Genomic DNA, 21,636 nt, shown 5'->3' with positions numbered 1-21,636 from the left:
AAAGTAAAGCATGTATAAAAAAGTAAAGAAAAGTGCATTACTTATTTCATTTAGCTTTAGGTAAACCTTGTCGAACGATTTGAGAGAAGTGTTCACTACTCTGATCTGAAAACTGTTCAAAATTTTCAGTACGTGGATTGATATGTGCAATTTGATACCACTGTTTTAAACTGACATTTTGATTAAGAGCTTTAAGATCATATAAATAATTAGGTAAGTAACCTGAAGCAATTAGACGATAATCTTTAGGAAGTTGATATGGGTTAATCGCTTGAACCATATCAAAAATTAGAGTTGTACAGTTACTCGTGAGCGTATTGTACCACTCTGGTTTTGTACGCAACTCATCTGATTTTTTAAGATATTCTAAAAATAAAGCTTTTTGCTCAGATCGTGGCATATTGATAGGAAAATTATAAACTTGCTCTTTGCGGATATTGCTACGCGTATAGACAATATCTTTTTCATCAGAAGCAATTAAGCTCAGTTCATATTTTCTAAAAAAACCGCCGATTGCCGAAAACTCTTCAGTTTTTTCTTTGCGAATCTCGATTGAGAAGACCAAAGGTTGTTGGTGTGCAAATTCGAAGCTGACCAGCGTATGGGCAATTTGTGGTCCCATCCAGTAAGAGGCAATGATGTTTATGCCATTTAACTGGTTGAGGTCAAAAGTTCGAGTTTCCCAGCGAACATCATAGGTTCCATCGGGATGCCAATTGAAGTTACGGACATTATGCAAAGTGACTACATCGCCGTGCTTTTCATAGCTCAGCATATTGGCAACTTCAGGGTTCCAGTCACGGTCTTGACGTGCAGTAATCGAAAAATACCAAACGAGAGAGCAAGCAAATGCTAAAAGGTAAATTAGGATGTCTGTACGTCTGCTAACAAGATGGCCTTCAACATATAGGCCCGCCATACTCAGTGCAAAAGCAATCCAGATGCCAATGAGTATGCGGCTGCCTAACCAGCCACAAGGCTGTTGAACCCAGAGTGCTACACATACCCAAATACTAGAGAACACAATAAACAGCGTGAATAGACTATGTAACAGCCCAAAAAGTAGAGCAATAATAAATTCACGTGTTCCGATATTGTGCATAGGCATCCATAGAATTATTTTTTATAAGTGGCAAACTCGAATGAAGTTCCTGATTTTTCATCAACTTGCTGTTCACTTGCAGTTTTATGAAATTCACTCGGTATTGTTGGATAATGTGCATCACCTTGCACATCTAAGTCAACATGAGTAAGTTCAAGACGGTCTGCAATTGACAAAGTTTGCTTGAAGATCTCGCCGCCACCAATGATGAACAATGCCTGCTTTTCAGTATTTTTTACATCTTCTAAAGCTGCATTTAAAGCATCTTCAATTGAATAGGCAATTTTAACACCGTCAAATTGCCAGTTAATGTCACGGGTAATGATCCAGTTCACACGGTTTGGTAGCGCACGGCCCATAGACTCAAGAGTTTTACGACCCATCACGACCACACCGCCTTGGGTGATTTCTTTAAAGTGTTTTAAGTCGGCAGAAATATGCCATGGCAACGCATTGCCTTTACCAATACAGTGGTTTTTGTCCATTGCCACAACGTGAACAACTTCTACATTTTGCCATGCCATAATCTTATTCTCTAAACCGTAACTTAATGAAATTTGAGTCGTCGTTATACTGCAACTGGTGCTTTAATTGCAGGATGTGACTCATAACCTACAATTTCAACATCTTCAAATTTGAAATCAAATAAGTCTTTTATTTCTGGATTTAGTTTCAATTGGCAGAGTGGTAAAGGCTCACGTGTCAATTGAAGTTGTGCTTGCTCAAAATGATTGGCATAAAGATGTGTATCACCACCAGTCCATACAAAATCACCGACTCCTAAACCGCACACTTGAGCAATCATATGGGTGAGTAGAGCATAGCTTGCAATGTTAAAAGGCACACCTAAAAACACGTCTGCGCTACGTTGATAAAGTTGGCATGACAATTTGTTATCTTGTACGAAAAATTGAAAAAGCGTGTGGCAAGGTGGTAAGGCTACTTGTCCAGCTTCGTTCGGGTTCCAACCAGAGATAATTAAACGACGCGAGTTTGGGTTGGTTTTAATTTCATTAATTAACCATTTAATCTGGTCAAAACCATCTTGGTTATAAGTACCATCCGCATTTTTGGTTGCACCGAAATTACGCCATTGATGACCATAGACTGGACCAAGCTCATGCTCTGGGCGGCCAAAACGAGCAGTTTGTTCTGCTGTTGCCCATTCGTCCCAAATTGAAACTTTATTATCTTTTAGATATTGGACGTTGGTGTCGCCTTTTAAAAACCAAAGTAACTCAATCACAATAGAACGAAAGTGAACTTTTTTTGTGGTGAGTAAAGGAAAACCTTTAGAGAGATCAAAACGCATTTGATGACCAAATACAGAACGGGTTCCTGTGCCTGTACGGTCGCCTTTGTCACCGCCATTATCAAGGATATGTTGTAGTAGGTCTAAATATGCACGCATAACACTCTCGAGTTCGGATTAATTCCATAAAATAAAAGGGAGACGGTTCATGGATCAATAAACCGTGGAAGATAATAGCATGCTTTGGGAATAGTAAAAACGAGCTAAACTTTATGCTTAAAAACGCTTGGCACGATTTTGATAAATTGAAACCAGAAAAAAGCCAACCAATACAAAACCTAAAGCTTGTATAGCAAGAATCCATTTATGCTGAGCAGGAAGTAGATACATCAAAATAACAACGATCAAAATAGGATAGATTTTGATTAAAAGTCTAAAGCTCGATTTGTCTGATGTGTTATTTGGAATTTTGCTATTTAAGTAATGTCCAACATGTAAACCAAAACCGAAAATAAGGCTAAGAATAGTATAAGTCGGCGATAAAGGCTGGATTTGATTGGCTACATAAATTGCAGCACAAACCGCAATAATGAAAATGAGTTTGATATGGCGCGGAGCGTTGTACCAATAAGCCAACATGAAAACCAAACCTATTTCTTAAAAAGCGATTGAGGTGAAAAAATAAAAGCAGCAAGTGCCATAAAAGCAATTCCTTGCACACCCCAGATCAGCAAGTTCGGCATCGCTTTAACAAAAATAAGGGCAAACAAAAGGGCAATAGGGATCCAAGTAAATAGACGGTAGAGTAAACCAGTCGGGTTGCTTTGAGCGAAATGCAATTTAAAGTAACGACAGATTAAAAAAATTACCCCAGTTCCAGTAAACATTAGAATCGTATCTAAAGGCAGTGGTTGGTATTGATATAGCGCAATACAAATAAGTAGCGTAATAATCAAAATCACTAGTTTTTTAAATGTTGGGACTTGCGTGTTAAACCAGAATTCCAGCATGGTATATCTTCATCTTGGGAGAGTAAAAACTGTAGTATAAAAAAAGAAAAGAGGAGCCGAAACTCCTCTAATTTAAATATTAACTATTCTTTTGTGGACCCCAGTCATAAATTTTCTTTTGATAGGCATACCACATCATCCAAAGGCCAATCAGCAACATTGGAATTGTTAGAATCTGTCCTTTTGTCATCCAACCCAATAGAATAAAACCTTGGTCGGCATCTGGTTGGCGGAAGAATTCCATAACAAAGCGGGCAACGCCATATCCCATTAAGAATAGGGCAGAAACGGCCATACGAGGACGTGGTTTTGAACTAAACCACCACAGAACAATGAATAGAATCAAACCTTCACAAAGTGCTTGATAGATTTGTGATGGATGGCGAACTAGGTGTAACGGATCTGTTGGGAAGATCATACCGAATGGATAATTCGGGTCAGTTACCGCACGACCATATAACTCTCCACCAATAAAGTTACCAATGCGTCCAAACATTAAGCCAGTCGGTACACAAGGGGCAATAAAGTCGAGCGTTTGGAACCATGTTTTTTGGTATTTTTTACACCAAAATAGCATAGCAACCATAACACCGAGAAAGCCGCCGTGAAAACTCATGCCACCTGTCCAGACTTGGAATAACCAAATCGGATTTTCGAGGAATTTATCAAACTCATAGAAAAGGACATAGCCGATACGACCGCCCAGAACAACACCTAGGGCACCATAGAACACTAGGTCGGAAACCATTTCTGATGTCCAGCCATCACGTTGTTTGGCACGGTAGGAAGCAAGCCCCCAAGCACATAAAAATGCCAATAAATACATGAGTCCATACCAATGGACTTGAAGAGGTCCTAGATGTATTGCGACCGGATCGATATTAGGATAGGTCAGCATTGCTGCTCCTTGATCTTACGTTTTGACAGATTGTAGCGGAATGATGTGAAAAATGTTGTACATTCAATGTGTAAAGATAGGGAACAAGAATCAATGTGTATTGTGGCTTTAGCATGGCATGTTCTGGATGATATGCCCTTGTGTCTTATGTCAAATCGGGATGAGTTTTATCATCGTCCAACGGCTTTATTGCATCAGTGGGAACATACCCCCATTGTTGCAGGACAAGATTTGCAGTCGGGTGGCACGTGGATGGGCGTTACACCTCAAGGTCGATGGGCTGTTTTAACCAACTTCCGTGATGGGCGAGATCAAAAGTCTTATGAGACTTCTCGGGGGCATTTGGTTCAGGCTTTTTTAGAATCTGATTTAATGCCGATTCGATTTGCTCAACAATTGGAACAGCAACAACAGAGTTTTGCTGGCTTTAACTTGTTTATGGGAAATGCTGATCAAGCGGTTTATATGAGTAACCGTGGTGAAGCTCCGCAAGTATTGGCTAACGGTGTGTATGTGGTTTCGAATGGTTTGATGTCTGAACATTGGGAAAAAACTAAACATTTACGAACACGTTTTACGCAAGAGTTTTTGCCTATGCTTCAGCATCAGACAGAAGAGTTAACTTTGCAACATGCGGCGTGGGATATTTTGGAAGATGAGCGCAAAGTCACAACTGCTTTATTACCCAATACTGGTATTCAAGCTGAGCTGGAAGAGTTATTGTCATCTACCTTTATTCAAAGTCCTGTGTATGGCACACGCTGTTCGAATTTTCTAAGAATGACCAATAATGAATGGCTTTGGTTTGAAAAGACCCAACAAGGTGAGCACAGCGGTCAAATTGTAGAGCAGCACATTCTTTTAAATCGATAGCAATAAAAATGCCGATCAATTGACCGGCATTTTTATTGGCATAAACGAATTAGCCTGCGATCACACCGCCGTCTTTACGGGTAATCACAACAGTTGCTGAACGTGGACGTGCTGTTTTATTGTTTGGATCTTTCTGGGTTGCTGGCCAGTTACTGTCTGGTGTTGCGTAACTTTTCGAGTCTTCACCAGGGTGTTGAACATTAATAAAAATAGCTTTGTGATCAGGTGTCATGGCAATACCTGTAATTTCACATTGCTTTGGTCCAACTAAGAAACGGCGTAGTGTTGAGTCTGTAACTTTAGCACCGACTAGCGTTTGTTGGCCATTTGATGTAGTGGCAGCGGCACCATCACCAATTTGGCCCGGTAGTGCGGCAAGCATCATACAGTTAGTGACATCGGTGTAAGCACCATCATCTGTTTGAATCCAAAGTACGCCACGTGGGTCAAACCACATTCCGTCAGGAGAAGACAAATCATTGTTGTCTGTTAAGCCAGATAAGTTGATGTTTGAGGCCATAGATGCTTCTGCACCAAATAGGTAGATATCCCATTTGAAGGTTTCAGCAGTGGTTTTGTCATCAGTTTCTTTAAAACGGATAATATGACCGTTAACGTTACCCTTTTGCTCTTTAGTGCCGTTGTAGAGGTCTGTGTAGTTACGTGGGTTTGCAGCATCGGTCGCGTAATCTTTACCACGATTTGAGTTGTTGGTTAGGGTGACATAGACTTCGCCGTTTACTGGGTTAACCGTACACCATTCTGGACGGTCCATTTTGGTAGCGCCGACTGCATCACCCGCCAAACGTGCAAACGTAACAACGTCTGCCTGAGATTTGAAAGGGTAAGTAGTGTTACTTTCATTTAAGCCATTTTTGCCGTAGGCAAGTTCAATCCATTGACCTGAACCATCATTATTAAATTTGGCAACATACAATTTACCCGCGTTCATGTATTTGTCACCAGCTGTATAGCCACCGTTTACATCTTTGACATCCCACACTGCGGTAGAGACGAATTTATAGATGTATTCACCGCGAGAATCATCGCCCATATAAAATGCTAATGGTTGACCTGCTACGGCACGGCAGGCACTATCTTCATGTGCAAAACGACCCAGCGATGTTCTTTTTACTGGGTTTAGGCGGTTATCAAATGGATCAATCTCGACCATCCAGCCGAATGTATTAGGTCCATTGCGGTAGTCTTGTGTTGCCTGTGCAGCTTTTACATCTGCATTCCAGCGGTCATATAAGTCTTGTGACTCAACTTGACCAATTGCTGTTTCCCAGCCATAACGAGAGCTTGTACCTAAATAAATTTGTCGCCCTTGTTCATCAACGTTAGGGATTAACTCACCATTTTTATCTTTTAAATAAATAACCTTGCCATCTTTATCTTTTTTAGGCGCACCTTTTTCATCTTTCTCGTAAAGATATGGTTCATCTTTTTTAACGCCTAAACCGTAACGTTTTAATGCAATTTTTTCTGCATCTGTACGTGCATATTCATCGCTACCTGAACGTTGGAAATAACCAATAAAGTTTTCTTCGGTAGTTAAATATGTGCCCCAAGGGGTATAACCATTACCGCAGTTATTATGTGTGCCTCGAGTTTGACGGCCAGCAGGCGAGAAACGAGTTGCAAGTAGGCTAGAACCAGCAGCAGCACCTGCAAACTCCATCTCTGTTGATGCTGTAATACGTCGGTTAAAAATAGATTTTTTATCAATTACTACTTTTTGAGTTGCTGCATCTTTTTTGATATGAACGACAGATACGCCGTGTGCATTTGTCTCACGAATGACTTCATCTTCAGGGCGGCGTCCATTAACTTTTGTTGGGCCTTTTGGGTGAAGGAAGGTCTGGTTGATATATTCGTGATTCATCACCAACAAACCTTCAGCCGAAACACTTTCATCAAAGTTGTTTTTTGACGTATTTAAACCAAAGAAATGCATACCGTCATGGCAATCGCCCGAGCGAAACTGGAAGCTTGGACCAGATGGAATATTATTGTCGTCCCAGTCACCAAAAGCAGGGTTGATTGAATCACCTAAAGCGTAAATGACATTGGCTTCATAGCCTTCTGGTACAGTCACGATGTCGTTATGGTTTTTTGCAACTGCTGTAAAAGTTAATTTCTCTGGTTTTTTATTTGGATCTACAGGTGGGATTCCACCGTTGTTAGAACCTGAGTCATCATTACTATCATTACAGCCTGTTAAAGTAGAGGCTAAAGTCAGAGCTACTGCACCACTTGCAGCTTTGGTGATTAAACTACGGCGACTTACATGTTGTTCTAAAATGTCACGGAAGTGGATATTGTCAGAAGTATTATTGTCCAGTTCTTGATCTTCATGATATGGCGTCAGCTCTGTCATGGGAAATTCCTAAGTAAGTAAAGAAATAAAGAGATTGTTCTAAAAATCTTCATTAGCTTAGTTGGGGAGTGTGACGAGGCTTTGACGTTTTGATGATAGGTTTGTGAAATAATTGATCGTTTAGTCAAAAAAAAGAAACCTGCATAAGGCAGGTTTCTTTTATTTTGGTGAAAGAGATTATTTTTTCACAACAGATGGAGCAATTGGGTCGGCAGTGATATAGCCAACCGCTGCTGCAAATTTATTGCTGTAGTTTGTATTAATCGCAGTATCAATTTGCGAAAGTAAATCTGCACTGATACCAGTACGAACACCGTTAGTTTCTTTATAGAAACGATTCCATTCATCACCTGGATGTTGAAAGTTACTCATGATGTAAGTCCAACCGTTTACTTCATCAACTGCATGTAGACCAGTTGATTCTGCACCTGCTGGTGTAGACAAGATACGGATGAGCTGTTTAGTGTCGACATTGTAAGCCCATAAGAAGTTATTTAAGTGGTTACCAGAGTCTTCACCGATAAATAGCGTACGTAGCTTTTCAGAGAACTTCAAGTTGTCAGGGCTAGCAATCTGTTCTGGATCAGCAGTGTTACCTAAGCTGTCAAAGCTAATGTCTTTACCTTTAATGAGAAGACTAGATTGGCTAGGTACCCATTCACTGTTAATTGCTACATTTGAGCTGTCTTTTTGGCCGCCTGTCAGTTTATGCTCCAAAATACCACCAGCCGTGATTTTCGGGAATTTAACGTTGTGCTCAGCAAGGTAGCCGCTACCACCTTCAACCATTGAATCAACAATGTTAGCTAAAGCTGAATATGCGCGTTTATCTGCAATATTTACAGTCGTACCTTCGTTCTTGGTCAATGCCATTGAAGCGCCAACGTAAGCAGCATAACGGTGTGTCTCAAGGAAAGCCGCAGCAAGTTTAGTTTTGTCGCTGTTATCTTTAAGCTTGAGATAAACACCAGTTTTGCTCAAATAAGTAAATTTAAAACCTTGAGCTTCTAATTCTGCTTTTTGAGCAGCTTGTTGTAGTTTTAAACGATCTTTCGCAGCTTTTGCTAAAACTTGTTGTTCAGGTGTACCTTTATCTCCAGCATCAATAGCTTCAACTTCTGCTGTCGTTGCATCGCTTGGATATTTGGCAATTTGTAGAACCGATTCGAAAATATCAGTTCCTTTGATACCGCTCTTGATTAGGTTTTCAATCTCTACACTTGTTGCATGACCAAGTTTGATCCATGAGATCTGACCCGTCGTTGTATCTGTAAGTACTGTTGTATATTTTGCAACGTAAAGTGTGCCGGCAGATAGGTCTTTCTCTTTATCTGCAACGAACATGAAGAGACCACCATTGGTATAGTCGTCACCCATCAAAACTGTACGGTTATCTGGGAAAACTTGTACAAGCTCATGTGAAATACGGCCTAAACAGTAGTGCTTTGTTACACGACCTGTACCATCTGCATTTACGGTAATTTCTGGTAAATGACCGTAGTTATATGGGTTAGCCGCATTTTCATCACCATACACATTTTTACTGAATGCTTTAAGTGTTGAAAGTGATTGACCTAACTTTTGGTTGAAAGCATCTGGCTCATATTCTTCACTCGATAAATGAGTTCCCCATGGTGACAAGCTTGCACCACAAGTAATCCATAAACCATGTGCACTTGAAGTGTCTACATTGTGATATTTAATTAAAGTCAAATGACCAGTTTTCGGGTCTTGATCTAAAGTAAGCACTGCAATCGGAGATGATAATTTACCGTAAGTATCACCACCATTTTGGTCTTTTGATAAATATTCAAACTGAACCACATGGAACACTGGGTTACCAGTTACACCTAATGCTTTCTTGTCTGCATCTGTGAAATCTTTGCCAGTCGCTTGTTTAAAGCTAATCAGAGAACTACCATCTGGACAGTCAGAAAAGAATTGACGTTCTTTACCTGCAACTGATTTATCAATAATTGGCTTATTATTAATGTCAACATAACCACCCGCGATAATCTTTCCGCCTTTACCATCAGGAACTTCTGTACCTGTTAAGAAGAATGGTTTGTAAGCAAGTTGATATTCAGTTTTACTGCCATCTTCCCATGAAATAGCAAGCTTTGATGCACATGCTGTCGTGGCAATATCAGCTACAACGGAAGGAGCAGGCATTGACGTGAACGTTGCATTTTTAAAGTTAATTGGTTTTGATGGAGTGGTAACGTCTGAATCATCATTACTATCGTTACATCCTGCTAACGTTGCTGCCGTAGCCATCGCACCTAATGGAAGAAAAGGAATCCCCGTAAACCATTTTAAAATATCGCGACGTGTTGGGTGGTTAGAAGCAGTTGTCATAATAAATCCGTAACTTTTGTGAGTATATTTGTTGAGTTGATTCTATGGACTGTAAATGACACTTTTCTTACATTTTTAAGTCACTTTGAAGACAGTTTATGGCTTTGTAGATTAAAAAGTGACCTAGATAAAAAAGCCTGAACTTAGAGGTTCAGGCTTTTTCTTAGATATCATTTTATTCAGCAGATTGAGCTTTTCTTTTCTCAAGAATTTTACCGAACAATAATCCAAGTTCGAAAAGCAACCACATCGGTATTGCCAACATCACCATAGAAATTGCATCTGGTGGGGTAATGAACATGGCTACAAAAAAACAGCCCACAATGATAAAACGTCTTTTTTCAGCAAGACTTTTTGTATTTACCACACCAATTAAAATCAGTAGAAGCGTCGCGATTGGAATTTCAAAAGTGACACCAAAAACTAAAAACAGCTTTAAGCAAAAGCTTAGGTAGCTATTAATATCCGTCATAGGTGCAACAGTTTCAGGCGATACACTAATAAAGAAATGTAAAATCGCAGGAAGTGTAATGTAGTATGCAAAGGCAACTCCGGCATAAAACAAAACGATACTACCGATGAGTAATGGCAGCGCTAAATGACGTTCTTTTTGATATAACGCTGGGCGGACAAAAGTCCAGATTTCATAAAGAATAAATGGCATTGCCAGCACAAGCGCGACAAATAAATTGAGCTTAAACGGCGCCATAAAGGTTGCAGTTACATCTGTTGCAATCATTGACGATGATGCTGGAAGTTGCAGCCTTAAAGGTTCAGATAATAATTGGTAAGTATGGTTTCGAAAGGGTAATAAGCAAAAGAATAAAAATAATGTTACCCCGACAATCCTAAATAAATGACGTCTTAAAACGACCAAATGATTCATGATTGGCATTTGGTCTAAATTTTCTTGCGTATTTACAGTCGTTGAAGGCAGTTGGTTCATACGGCGATCTTCAATTTAACGGGAGGTGTTTCTAAAGTGTCGCTTTCAGATACCAAAGGTGTAAATTTGGCAAGAAAGGGCACTTCATAATGACCCGATACAGGGGAGTACATCGTAGACTGAGATATAGTTTCAGCTACCTCAGTTTTTTCTGAATTGTCTGAAGTAGTCTGTTTTTGTATTTCTTCAAGTTGTTGTTGTACTTTGCGTTCTAGTGCTTCAATGCGGTTGAGTTCTTCTTGCATTTCTTTTCGAAATTCAGAAAGACGCAACTCTTGATCAATCTCATTTTGCAAATTGGTAATATAACGTTTTAGGCGAACATACCAGCGACCAGCAAAGCGTGCGGCTTCTGGTAGTTTATCTGGGCCTAAAACTAAAATTGCAATAATTGCAAAACAGAGTAGCTCTGTCATTCCTACATCAAGCATGGTGGAAAACCTTTAGCTTTTCACTGATGTGCTGTCAGGGGTTTTGACTTGGGCATCAATTGTACGTGGAGTATTAAGAGCAGCAGTTTCGTCTTCTTCACGAACTGATTTTTTAAAGTCTTTTACTGCACCGCCTACGTCTTTACCGATATTTTTTAATTTAGATGTACCGAATAATAAAATAACGACAATTGCAAAAATAACGACGTGCCAAATAGATAAACCGGCCATGATCTTATACCTCTTTTCAGTTTGCTTTATATCAACAGGTTGCCATGACAACAATGTGACATTTATATGTCATTTTTAAGACAATAAACGTCAGTCAAAATCTAAAAGGGTAGTTTTATAAAGGCTGTATTGGATTTTTATTTTAGAGAGAGCTGAGAAAGTGAAGCTTAAATTACTTGAAATGGAGAGTACATTTCACTTTGAAAAGGTGTAGCATAACAAACTGATTTTGATGGGTGAGAGTAGAAAACGTGGCGTTATTATTGCCAATATTGGCGTTTATCACTGGACTTTTACTTGCTCAGACTTCTTTTTCAGAAACGATAAAACCTGTTCTTTCAGCTTGGCTTGCCCGCTTACTAATTCCAGTTGTGATTATTTACAACATGGTATTTTATCAGCCGGGTAGTTTGAGTTTGATGCTCTTTAGCTTCGGTTCAGCATTTCTTATTTTCTTTGCATATTTAGCTTTATTTAAAGACAGATTATTAGCGCTTTGCGTTAGTTATACCAACATGGGCTGGCTCGGTTTTCCTTTTGCCATGGCTTTATTTGGCCCTGATGCTACGGCCCCAATTGTTGCGTTATATATTGGAATGTCTCTTTTTGGAAATGCATGGGCTGTTACGGCAGTCACTACTGCACCACAAAGTAAGCTCAATATATTAAAAAAAGTTTTAACTTCTCCACCTTGTATTTCAATCTTTTGCGCGCTTGTGCTCAGGTTGTTAGGTGCTCAGCATATCGAGCATTCTGCCATACATTGGGTATATGAGGTTGCCAAGTTCGCAATGACATTTGCTGGAATGTGTGTATTGGGAATGTGGTTATGTCGTACTAGAGTGCATTTAAAAGACTTAATCTACAGCACCAAAGCTCAAGCATTTAAGGTGGTGTGTGGACTTATTCTTTGTGGCTTAACTTATAGATTTCTACCGATTCCAAATATAAGTCAGCAAATTGGAGTCATGTTTTTAATGTTCTGTCTGCCACCAGCAGCCAATATTGTAGCGCTAGAAACACATTATCAAGGAACAGGAAGATCTGCGGCTTATATTGCTTCTGGGACGATTGTGAGTTGTGTATGTATTGCGATTTATGCAGTATTTTTGCATCTTTATTTCTAAGTAAGATAATTAGATTAGGCTGCCTTTGAATAGTGGTTATATGCTTATTTTGTGTATGTAAGCAATACTTTACTTTTGTTTCGTCAAAAGCAACAAAACCATTTGTCGAACTGACGACACATCCGTGATGTCGCAGTTCGACGGGCGACATCCATGTCGCCTAGCACGATAGCAAATGGCTTTAAAGTTTTACTTCTGCAAACTTTCTCTAAATAACTGCATCGCTTGTCCACGATGACTAATCTTATTCTTGTCTTCTTTAGAAAGTTCAGCGCTAGAAATTTGTAGCTCAGGTAACCAGAACAGTGGGTCATAACCAAAGCCATTTTCACCACGTGCAGCTTCTAAAATTTCGCCGTGCCAGATGCCTTGGAAAATTTGTGGCAAAGGATCTTCAGCATGTGTTACTAGAGCAAGTACACACACAAACATGCCTTCAATCACTTCACCATTTTTACGAAATGGCAAAAGATCATTTAATAATTTGGCATTGTTCGCTGCATCGTCACCGTGTTCTCCAGCATAGCGTGCAGAGTAAATGCCAGGTGCACCATCTAAAACAGGAACACAAATGCCTGAGTCGTCAGCCATAGCAGGTTTACCTGAAATTTTAGAGGCATGACGAGCTTTAATAATGGCATTTTCAATAAAGCTTAAGCCATCTTCAATTGCATCGGGAATATTAAGGCGACCTTGAGGAATAATTTCTACAGGTAACTTAAGCTGTTCAAAAAGTTTTTCAAACTCAGCGACTTTACCTTTGTTATTGCTGGCAAGAACTAAACTGCCCTGATCAAACCAATGTGGGGTAGACATAATAAAACCAAACTTTATAGCTAATATCGAACGTGAGTTATGTTACGTGTTTTTTAAGAGGGGATATAGAGGGAAATAAATAGAATATAAAATGGGATAACCTAAACTAAAGCCACCTTGTAGAGCATACAAGGTGGCTTTAGTCGAGTAAGGTTTTTTACGGATGAACCGTTATTATTGTGCTTGAATCCATTTGTCTGCACGGTCACGCGCTGTACGGATTTGTTCTTGAGTTAAGTTCGCCGCTAGAGCAGTTTTCTTACCTTCAGATAGGCTAATCACTTTATTGTCGAGCATGCCATCACGAGTTGAAAGCTCATACCACTGGTAAGCACCAACGTAGTTTTTCTTTTGCTCTTCCATCATCGCAAGGTTGTAGCTTGCACGGTTATCACCATTGCTTGCTGCTTTTTCAAAGTATTTACGAGCCATTGACTCATCTTTTCTAACACCAATACCGTCGGCGTACATACGACCCACGTTGAGTTGTGCTGGCGATAAACCTTGATCAGCTGCTGCTTTAAACCATGCGAAAGCTTGTTTTTCGTCTTTTTCTACATCTTTACCATATTGGTAGTGTGTACCAAGGTAAAATTGCGCGCCTGCTTGACCAGCTTTTGCAGCTTTCTGAAGGTCATTAACCCCCATTGTTGAAAAGCGTGCAGCCTGACTCGCAACCGATTGTGGCTGGGCGATATAATCTGCATGAGCCTGCATACTTAGCAGTCCTGCAAATAGTGTGCTAAATAATGTCTTTTTCATAGTGCACTCACTCGATAAATAGCGACTTCACCAAACAAATTAGGAACATGTTTGCTTAACAGGCTTCCCTGCTGATTTCCATTGACGGCGAGTCGATTAATAATTTGTATCTGATTTTCAGCACAGAGTGCTTCGAAATCTTTAAATGTACATAAATGAATATTGGGGGTGTTATACCACATATATGGTAAAGCATCCGATACAGGCATCATTCCTTTTAATGCAAGAAAAGAACGAGTCTTCCAATGCGCAAAGTTTGGAAAAGTAATAATTGCCTGTTTACCCACACGCACCATGTCTCTTAATAAAACATCCGGTGCATCTACGGCTTGCAAAGCCTGTGCCATAACCACATAGTCAAAAGACTGGTCGGCAAAACGGCTCAAACCGAGATTCAAATCTTGTTGAATAATATTTAACCCGCGACTGACGGCAATTGCAATCTTTTCTTGATCAATTTCTAAACCATAAGCACGAATTTGATGCTTTTGGCTCATATGAGCGAGTAATTCACCATCACCACACCCTAAATCGAGTACGCTTGAGCCGGGTTTAATCCACTTTTCTGCCAGTTGTTGATCAATACGCATTAACTTGCCTCCAGTGATGTCGATTTTAAGTGTTCTTCACCGCCTAAGAAAGCGCGCATGGTTTTGACATACAGTGGAATCGGGAATAAGAACGAGTCATGGCCTTGCTCAGCATCAATATCGAGATAACTTACAGGCTTATGATTGGTAATAAGTGCATCTACAATTTCTTGAGAGCGACTAGGGGCAAAACGCCAGTCTGTTGTAAATGAGACAATCAGGAACTGACATTTGGTTTTACCCATCGCTTCTGTTAACGAATGATTGTATTCACGTGATGGGTCAAAATAATCTAAAGCTTTGGTCATGATGAGATAAGTATTGGCATCAAAGTTACGGCTAAACTGTTCGCCTTGATAACGAAGATAGCTTTCGACTTGAAACTCGACATCAAAACCATACATAAATTTGCCAGATTTTAAATCACGGCCAAATTTTTGTTTCATGGCTTCTTCTGAAAGATAGGTGATATGACCGACCATGCGAGCCAAAATCAGGCCACGTTTCGGGTAGCTATCATTTTCTAAATAACGACCATGATGGAAGTCTGGATCAGACAAGATCGACTGACGCGCAACCTCGTTAAATGCAATATTTTGTGCTGAAAGCTTTGGTGCGCTGGCAATAATCACACACTTTTGTAAGCGGTCAGGATAATCGACTGACCATTGTAGTGCTTGCATGCCTCCTAATGATCCACCCACAACTGCATACCAAGCATCTACGCCTAAAAGGTCAGAAAGCATGGCTTGAGTTTTGACCCAGTCGCGTACCGTTACTAACGGGAAATCCGGTCCATAAGGGCGATTATCATTTTCAGGATTTGGTGACGTTGGGCCAGTTGAGCCGCTACATCCACCAATATTATTGAGCGAAACTACAAAAAACTTATTCGTGTCGATTGCTTTACCCGGGCCAATACAGCTATCCCACCATCCAGCTTTTTTATCATCTTCATGGTGATAACCTGCTGCATGATGATGTCCGGAAAGAGCATGACAGATTAAAATGGCATTTGATTTATCTGCATTTAAAGTGCCGTAAGTTTCAACCATTAATTCAAAACGTGGTAAAACACGCCCACATTCAAGATGTAATGGTTCTTCAAATTGGAACTTTTGCGGAGTGACTAACCCCACTGAATCAGCTGGAAAAGACACGGGAACATTTCGCCTTTTAAATCTTTCAGGAATAAAAAGAAAGGATACCAAGCTAGGTATCCTTTCAAAAGAGTTTTTTTAAATTAAACAGCGGCGGCAACTACCTGATCTGTACTTAAAACGCCTTGATCAATCAAACGGTTAGTACATGCAATAATTGCTTCAATCGATGAGGTGACTGTATTGTCATGAACACCCGCACCAAATGAACCTTTACCTGTACCTTTGACTTGAAGTTCGATCAAGGTTAATGCTTTCGCATTTGCACCTGAACTAATGCTACGTTCTTCATAGTTCAATACGTCAATTGGTAATTGAAGCGCATTTAAGAATGCAGAGATTGGTCCATTACCTTCACCGCGAAGTTGTTGTGTTTCACCTTCAACATCAACATCAAGTTCGATGATTTGAGTGCCATTAATATCAGATAATCTGTAGTTTTTGACTGTGTAATGGTGGTTTTTCACATCAACATAAGTATCTTTAAACAAGGTCCAGATTTCTTTTGCATTAATTTCTGTACCATTATCATCAGCATATTGTTGAACAACTTGACTGAATTCGATTTGTAAACGACGAGGCAATACAACGTTGTAGTTCGCTTCTAATAAGTAAGCGATACCACCTTTTCCAGACTGACTATTTACACGAATAACTGCGTCATAGTCGCGGCCCAAATCTTTCGGGTCGATTGGCAAGTAAGGCATATCCCAGATTTCTTCGTTTTTCTGGTACTCGAAGCCTTTTTTGATTGCATCCTGATGTGAACCAGAGAATGCAGTAAATACCAAGTCACCTGCATATGGATGGCGAGGGTGTACCGGTAAACCAGTACATTCTTCAACCGTTGCAATCACTTCATTAATGTTAGAGAAATCTAACTCTGGCGCTACACCTTGGGTGTACATGTTCAATGCAATCGCTGCAACGTCAACGTTACCTGTACGTTCACCATTACCGAACACACAACCTTCAACACGGTCAGCACCCGCCATAATCGCAAGTTCTGATGCAGCAATACCACAGCCGCGGTCATTGTGACAGTGAACAGAAATGATCACGCCATCGCGACGTGCCAAATTACGATGCATCCATTCAATTTGGTCTGCATAAACATTTGGTGTAGAAACTTCTACAGTCGCGGGTAAGTTTAAAATCACTTTATGGTCTGGACGTGCATCCCAAATTTCTGTGACGGCATCACAGACATCTTTAGCGACTTCTAATTCAGTTGCAGAGAAACACTCTGGGCTGTACTGGAAAATCCAGTCAGTTTGAGGATATTGCGCTGCATACTCTTTAACTTTTTGAGCAGCATTAATTGCTAATTGTTTTGCGCCATCAACATCTACATTCAACACCTTTTGACGGAAGGTTGGAGAGTTAGAGTTATAAATATGCACAATTGCGCGTTTAGCACCTACCAAAGATTCAAAAGTACGTTCAATTAAATGATCACGTGCTTGAACCAAAACCTCAATATATACGTCATCAGGAATATGATTTTCTTCAATCAACATGCGAGTAAAATCGAAGTCAATTTGAGACGCAGAAGGGAAACCGATTTCAATATGTTTAAAACCGATTTTTACAAGCATTTTGAACATTTTGAATTTTTGTTCCATGTTCATCGGTTCAAAAATTGCTTGGTTACCGTCACGTAAATCAGTACTCATCCAGATTGGCGCTTTTGTAATTTCTTTATTTGGCCATTGGCGATCTGGTAAATCCACTCGTTGGTACATACGGCGGTATTTTTTGCTTGGGTCAGCCAACATCATGAGAAAACTCCTTGTCTCGTAGCGCAGTTGCTCTGGATATATTTAAAAGGCAACGTCTCTACTTAATATATGGTATCTAATTCAGAAAAATTAAAGGGAACTTCAAAGTGCTGCTTTAGAAAGCAGACAAAATTTTTATACGCGCGCTTGGCGCAGCATCAGGAGTTGCGGATGATGTCTTGCTTGAGTAGGCTGGGCAAACAAGTAATTCGTTTTCATCTCTAGACCGTGAAATAATAAGTTTGATGGTTTGCTGGTAATCTTGATATTTAGATATATCACATCTAAACAATGATTACACCTTGTGCAAAATTCTTATCGTAATTTTAATCTCAGAAATTAGAAAATAATTTTCTAATTTTGCGCAGTTTTATATTTATTAGAAAATAATTTTCATATTTTTGCCAAATTGAGGTAAAAGAAGTTATATGATCTCAATAAGGCAAAAATAAATGTAGTTATAGCTCTGACCACATTCGAATTAAATTATGATAAATGTTGGTGAGCTTCATGACTTCTGGATAGTTGTCGCCGTGTGTTTTACGTAATTCTCTAATACTTTCATCTAAGTTAAATAAAAGATGGCGTTTACTATCGTCGCGTACCAAACTTTGAACCCAAAAGAAAGAAGCAAAACGAGTACCTGAAGTAATACTACTAACTTCATGCAGGCTAGTAGACGGGTAGAGCACCACATCACCTGCGGGTAATTTGACTTCGTGATAACCATAAGTGTCTTCAATAACGAGGTCACCGCCTTCATATTCATCAGGTTCACTTAAAAATAGCGTACAAGATAAATCGGTGCGGAGCTGCTCAGAAGTACCACGGATAAGACGAATTGAGTTGTCCACGTGAAAACCGAAGCTTTCATGTTCATCATAACGATTAAAAAGTGGTGGAATAATTTTGTGGGGTAGAGCCGCAGCCTGAAACACTGGATTTTGCCAAATTGCTTTAATGACAATATCACTTAAATGATGAGTAAGCGGGTCTTGTTCAGAAAGCTGCTGATTTCTTTTAACAGAAGCAGATAAGGTGCCAGCAGTTACTTTTCCACCTACCCAGTTGGCATCTTCCATGAGTTTACGAAACTCGGCAACTTGCTCTTTGCTTAAAACATTGGGGATATGATGAATCACAGCAAACACCTTTTAATATAGATACTTCATTTGTAAAAATAGCCTCGTTATGAGGCTATTTTATATGAACTTTAATTAATTCCATAAATAAATTATGGAATTTAACCTTAGTACTTAAAGTTAATCGCTAAGACAGCATTACGGCCATTACCTTCAAACGCGTAGTGAGCTGCATGTGCACTTGTGAAATAACGCTTATCAGAAATATTATTAATATTAAGCTGTAAGTTTACGTTCTTGTTCACGTCGTATTTAGCCATCGCGTTGTAAATAGTGTAGGTTGGCAAGTATTTCGGAGCAGTTGTGTTCACAAAAACTTGATCACGATATTCAACACCGGCACCTAAAGTCAATTGAGGCATAACTTTATACGTAGACCATAAAGTTGCGCTGTTTTTTGCTACGAATGGAAGCGGTTTACCTTCTTGAGCAACGGCATTGTATGCAGCTTCAGTGATTTCGCTATCTAAATAGCTATAGCCTGTAGATACATCCCATTTGTCAGTAATCTTTCCGTTCAAGCTAATTTCAAATCCATCAACTTTACTTTTACCTGCATTTGCAGTTGTTGTAGGATCGATTTGGATGCGAGTATTTTGCTTTTCAGTACGGAAAACTGCTGCTGTTAAGTTCGCACGATTATTAAACAAATCCCATTTTGTTCCAAGTTCAAAAGTACGAGCTTCTTCTGGTTTTAGATCATTTGCACTCGCACTTGCAGCACCTGAGTCGCTAATAGAATCTGAACCTGTATCACCTTCAGCGAGCACACCTACTGGGTTTGCTGACGTAGCATAGCTTAAATAAATACTACCATCTTCTGTTGGTTTAAAAACTAAACCAGCTTGGTAAGAGAAGTAATCTGTATCACTTTCTAGTTTATCGCCAGCTTTATGAGGTGTACGTCCACCTACGTCTTTATTGTATTTTTTCTCAGTTTCAAATTTATCCCAACGCACACCTAAGTTAAGTAACCATTGTGGATTAAATTCGATACTATCTAAAGCATATACGCCTACATTATGACTACGAGTGGTCGATTGTGCTGTAATCGTTCCACGTTTGTCTGTGAATGCACCATTTCCTGGATTATTTAAACTCGTACACCAGCCATTTGCTACAGCAGCGGCTGAAGTACAGTTTTGAATGTTGCTGTCTAAAATGGTTGAGGTAGTTTCACCAGCAGCATTAGTAAATGTATGTACACCTTGATCAGTTTCTTGGAAGCTCCATTCAGTACCGACATTAAAAGAATGTTTTAATGAACCAGTATTAAATTTACCTCTTAAAGAAAGTTGATCGCTATAAGCATCGCTATCCAAAATACGACTTAAAGCACGACGAGCAATTGTGCCTCTGTAAATATTACCCTTAGAGTCATCAGCATTCGTATAAACATAATCAGATTTAGATTTGTTGTAAGTTGCTATATTTGACAAAGTAAGATTTTCATTAAAATCATGTTCTAATTTAAACGTACCAATATGGTTCTCACGTTTATCGAAATCACGTGCTTTCCAGCCATAGTAGGTACCCGCTTTTACATCAACAGGTTTACCATCACCAGGAGTTACAGTAACTCCAGCTGGAGGAGTCGTTGGATTTGCGTTGTTAAACGGAATACCTGCATCAGGTTCATCATTACTACGTAAATAGTAGTAACTCAGTGTTCCGCGAGTTGCAGTATCTAGGCCAAATGCAAGACTTGATGCAATACCAGCACGAGCATATTCTGCGCCGTTACTTTGACCAGCTTTTTCATTTTCATGACCCATAATAACAACACGACCAGCAACTCCGTTACCAAAGTCTTTGTTTGCATCGAGTTGGATATGACGATAGTTGTCAGTACCACCTTGAACACTACCTTGGTAAACGTCACCTTCATGAGCAACTTTAGGGATTAAGTTGATACTTCCACCCACGCTACCACCACCACCAAGGGCAGAAGAAGAGCCCTTAATAACTTCAACTTGTTCGATGGCAAACATATCGCGGCTTTGTGAAGTAGTATTGCGGACACCATCAACATAAATAGAAGATTGACCGCTATAACCACGAATGTAAGGCATATCTGTAAACGGGGTACCGCCTTCACCTGCACCTAGCGTAATACCAGGTTCATAGCGTAATGCTTCGAGTAGGGTATTAGAGTTTGTATCTTTAATTAATTTTTGAGAAAGAATAGAGACTGATTTTGGTGTGTCTTTGAGGGGAGCCACGAATTTAGAGTTTGCTGACTGATCTACTTTTAAAGATTCTTCTTGAGTCGCTTGAGTATGAATCGTTGGTAATTGTGAAATTGCTTCTTGTGCCATGGCTGTTGTTGCAATCATTGATAACGAAGAAGCTATCGCAGAAGAAACAATTTTTTTACGTGTTCTAATCAAAGACATGACTTCAGGACTCTAAAACTAAAAGGTTATGCGAATAATAATAATTCTTATTTATATGTACAGTTTGTGTTAATTGGATTTGCCAATTGAATTATGAAGAAAAAGTGAATGATTGAATGGTTAATTGTACTTTTATTTAGCTAATCTACTGATTCTTAGTAATTGTTTGTAAAAGCGATTAAATTTAGATTTTGATTGTAATTTTAGATTTATGAGGAATAACTAAAAAATTAGTTTTACTTAATGCTTTCTGAAAAATATTTAAAGAATCATAAAATTACTGTGAAATTTACGAGAATAACGATGCTAACTTAAATGAAGTGATCGGTTAATTTTGTATATCTTGAAAGTTGTCATATAATACAGCACTTTTAAAAA

The 21,636-nt window shown here is 39.4% G+C and carries 19 protein-coding genes and 1 pseudogene; 2 read left to right on the top strand and 18 right to left on the bottom strand.

Translation table 11 applies throughout. The features are described 5' to 3' along the window. Positions 1-46: 46 nt before the first annotated feature. The 6 genes and pseudogenes from QLG01_RS05120 to lgt form a co-directional block, all read right to left on the bottom strand. Entirely contained in the window at positions 47-1,102 is a 1,056-nt protein-coding gene (locus QLG01_RS05120; RefSeq protein ID WP_282495962.1) for a DUF4105 domain-containing protein, read from the bottom strand. Between the two features lie 14 nt (positions 1,103-1,116). Then, positions 1,117-1,626, bottom strand: coding sequence for a dihydrofolate reductase (locus QLG01_RS05115; RefSeq protein WP_004794794.1), 510 nt, complete (start codon positions 1,624-1,626; stop codon positions 1,117-1,119). A 44-nt stretch (positions 1,627-1,670) separates the two neighbouring features. Beyond that, positions 1,671-2,513: a thymidylate synthase gene (thyA, locus tag QLG01_RS05110; RefSeq protein ID WP_005302144.1), complete on the bottom strand. Its 843-nt coding sequence runs from the start codon at positions 2,511-2,513 to the stop codon at positions 1,671-1,673. 47 nt (positions 2,514-2,560) lie between these two features. Beyond that, positions 2,561-2,993, bottom strand: a pseudogene (locus QLG01_RS05105) (hypothetical protein). A gap of 11 nt (positions 2,994-3,004) precedes the next feature. Further along, complete coding sequence (locus QLG01_RS05100; RefSeq protein ID WP_009392979.1) at positions 3,005-3,364, bottom strand: hypothetical protein; 360 nt, start codon at positions 3,362-3,364, stop codon at positions 3,005-3,007. A 79-nt stretch (positions 3,365-3,443) separates the two neighbouring features. Beyond that, positions 3,444-4,262 (bottom strand): prolipoprotein diacylglyceryl transferase, encoded by an 819-nt coding sequence (lgt, locus tag QLG01_RS05095; RefSeq protein ID WP_282495961.1) that lies wholly within the window; start codon positions 4,260-4,262, stop codon positions 3,444-3,446. A 93-nt stretch (positions 4,263-4,355) separates the two neighbouring features. Here lgt and QLG01_RS05090 point away from each other — a divergent pair, with 93 nt between their 5' ends. After that, positions 4,356-5,135: an NRDE family protein gene (locus QLG01_RS05090; protein WP_282495986.1), complete on the top strand. Its 780-nt coding sequence runs from the start codon at positions 4,356-4,358 to the stop codon at positions 5,133-5,135. 49 nt (positions 5,136-5,184) lie between these two features. Here the strand turns inward: QLG01_RS05090 and QLG01_RS05085 are convergent, their stop codons facing one another. The 5 genes from QLG01_RS05085 to QLG01_RS05065 all read right to left on the bottom strand — a co-directional run bounded on the left by QLG01_RS05085 (position 5,185) and on the right by QLG01_RS05065 (position 11,484). After that, complete coding sequence (locus tag QLG01_RS05085; RefSeq protein WP_282495960.1) at positions 5,185-7,518, bottom strand: PhoX family phosphatase; 2,334 nt, start codon at positions 7,516-7,518, stop codon at positions 5,185-5,187. Between the two features lie 177 nt (positions 7,519-7,695). Continuing rightward, the gene (locus QLG01_RS05080; protein ID WP_282495959.1) at positions 7,696-9,876 is read right to left on the bottom strand and encodes an alkaline phosphatase PhoX; all 2,181 of its coding nucleotides are present in this window, start codon (positions 9,874-9,876) and stop codon (positions 7,696-7,698) included. Positions 9,877-10,051: 175 nt separating this feature from the next. After that, a complete protein-coding gene (tatC, locus tag QLG01_RS05075; protein WP_005302163.1) occupies positions 10,052-10,822 on the bottom strand; it encodes a twin-arginine translocase subunit TatC in 771 nt (256 codons plus the stop codon). Further along, complete coding sequence (gene tatB / locus QLG01_RS05070) at positions 10,819-11,253, bottom strand: Sec-independent protein translocase protein TatB (RefSeq protein ID WP_005302167.1); 435 nt, start codon at positions 11,251-11,253, stop codon at positions 10,819-10,821. The genes tatC and tatB overlap by 4 nt, the downstream gene beginning before the upstream one ends. 12 nt (positions 11,254-11,265) lie before the next feature. Then, complete coding sequence (locus QLG01_RS05065; protein ID WP_004794775.1) at positions 11,266-11,484, bottom strand: Sec-independent protein translocase subunit TatA; 219 nt, start codon at positions 11,482-11,484, stop codon at positions 11,266-11,268. A 251-nt stretch (positions 11,485-11,735) separates the two neighbouring features. Here QLG01_RS05065 and QLG01_RS05060 point away from each other — a divergent pair, with 251 nt between their 5' ends. Then, positions 11,736-12,611 (top strand): permease, encoded by an 876-nt coding sequence (locus QLG01_RS05060; RefSeq protein WP_282495958.1) that lies wholly within the window; start codon positions 11,736-11,738, stop codon positions 12,609-12,611. Positions 12,612-12,800: 189 nt separating this feature from the next. On the opposite strand, the gene rdgB is transcribed toward QLG01_RS05060, so the two are convergent. The 7 genes from rdgB to QLG01_RS05025 form a co-directional block, all read right to left on the bottom strand. Continuing rightward, positions 12,801-13,427, bottom strand: a complete 627-nt coding sequence (gene rdgB / locus QLG01_RS05055; protein WP_282495957.1) for an RdgB/HAM1 family non-canonical purine NTP pyrophosphatase — start codon at positions 13,425-13,427, stop codon at positions 12,801-12,803. A 174-nt stretch (positions 13,428-13,601) separates the two neighbouring features. Beyond that, entirely contained in the window at positions 13,602-14,189 is a 588-nt protein-coding gene (locus tag QLG01_RS05050) for a tetratricopeptide repeat protein (RefSeq protein WP_013198993.1), read from the bottom strand. Further along, a complete protein-coding gene (gene metW / locus QLG01_RS05045) occupies positions 14,186-14,779 on the bottom strand; it encodes a methionine biosynthesis protein MetW (RefSeq protein ID WP_001217230.1) in 594 nt (197 codons plus the stop codon). The genes QLG01_RS05050 and metW overlap by 4 nt, the downstream gene beginning before the upstream one ends. Beyond that, positions 14,779-15,939, bottom strand: coding sequence for a homoserine O-acetyltransferase (locus tag QLG01_RS05040; RefSeq protein WP_049837917.1), 1,161 nt, complete (start codon positions 15,937-15,939; stop codon positions 14,779-14,781). The genes metW and QLG01_RS05040 overlap by 1 nt, the downstream gene beginning before the upstream one ends. Before the next feature lie 83 nt (positions 15,940-16,022). After that, positions 16,023-17,720, bottom strand: coding sequence for a 2-isopropylmalate synthase (leuA, locus tag QLG01_RS05035; RefSeq protein ID WP_282495956.1), 1,698 nt, complete (start codon positions 17,718-17,720; stop codon positions 16,023-16,025). A 458-nt stretch (positions 17,721-18,178) separates the two neighbouring features. Next, positions 18,179-18,862 (bottom strand): Fe2+-dependent dioxygenase, encoded by a 684-nt coding sequence (locus tag QLG01_RS05030; protein ID WP_199943599.1) that lies wholly within the window; start codon positions 18,860-18,862, stop codon positions 18,179-18,181. Positions 18,863-18,969: 107 nt separating this feature from the next. Further along, positions 18,970-21,258, bottom strand: coding sequence for a TonB-dependent siderophore receptor (locus QLG01_RS05025; RefSeq protein WP_282495955.1), 2,289 nt, complete (start codon positions 21,256-21,258; stop codon positions 18,970-18,972). Positions 21,259-21,636 lie beyond the last annotated feature (378 nt).

The sequence above is a fragment of the Acinetobacter sp. V89_4 genome (assembly GCF_029967875.1).
GTDB lineage: Bacteria > Pseudomonadota > Gammaproteobacteria > Pseudomonadales > Moraxellaceae > Acinetobacter > Acinetobacter oleivorans.
Note: the sequence above shows the minus strand (reverse complement) of the source record. Positions and strands in the feature narration are given on the sequence as shown.